This window comes from Sodalis sp. dw_96, assembly GCF_018449575.1.
Lineage (GTDB): Bacteria > Pseudomonadota > Gammaproteobacteria > Enterobacterales > Enterobacteriaceae > Acerihabitans.
Genome location: NZ_JAAVUT010000058.1, coordinates 1 through 942, shown reverse-complemented (window position 1 = coordinate 942; position 942 = coordinate 1). Strand labels below are relative to the sequence as shown.

At 54.5% G+C, this 942-nt stretch carries 1 rRNA gene; it reads left to right on the top strand.

The window, feature by feature from the left end:
- A 16S ribosomal RNA gene (locus HB631_RS26760) occupies nucleotides 1–942 on the top strand; the annotation flags it as partial.

The following is a 942-nucleotide window of genomic DNA, read 5'->3' as shown; positions in this document are numbered from 1 at the left end:
AAGTAGCTTGCTACTTTGCCGGCGAGCGGCGGACGGGTGAGTAATGTCTGGGGATCTGCCCGATGGAGGGGGATAACTACTGGAAACGGTAGCTAATACCGCATAACGTCGCAAGACCAAAGTGGGGGACCTTCGGGCCTCACACCATCGGATGAACCCAGATGGGATTAGCTAGTAGGTGGGGTAACGGCTCACCTAGGCGACGATCCCTAGCTGGTCTGAGAGGATGACCAGCCACACTGGAACTGAGACACGGTCCAGACTCCTACGGGAGGCAGCAGTGGGGAATATTGCACAATGGGCGCAAGCCTGATGCAGCCATGCCGCGTGTGTGAAGAAGGCCTTCGGGTTGTAAAGCACTTTCAGCGGGGAGGAAGGAGTAAGTGTTAATAGCACTTATTATTGACGTTACCCGCAGAAGAAGCACCGGCTAACTCCGTGCCAGCAGCCGCGGTAATACGGAGGGTGCGAGCGTTAATCGGAATTACTGGGCGTAAAGCGTACGCAGGCGGTTTGTTAAGTCAGATGTGAAATCCCCGAGCTTAACTCGGGAACTGCATTTGAAACTGGCAGGCTAGAGTCTCGTAGAGGGGGGTAGAATTCCAGGTGTAGCGGTGAAATGCGTAGAGATCTGGAGGAATACCGGTGGCGAAGGCGGCCCCCTGGACGAAGACTGACGCTCAGGTACGAAAGCGTGGGGAGCAAACAGGATTAGATACCCTGGTAGTCCACGCTGTAAACGATGTCGATTTGAAGGTTGTGGCCTTGAGCCGTGGCTTTCGGAGCTAACGCGTTAAATCGACCGCCTGGGGAGTACGGCCGCAAGGTTAAAACTCAAATGAATTGACGGGGGCCCGCACAAGCGGTGGAGCATGTGGTTTAATTCGATGCAACGCGAAGAACCTTACCTACTCTTGACATCCAGAGAAGACTTCAGAGATG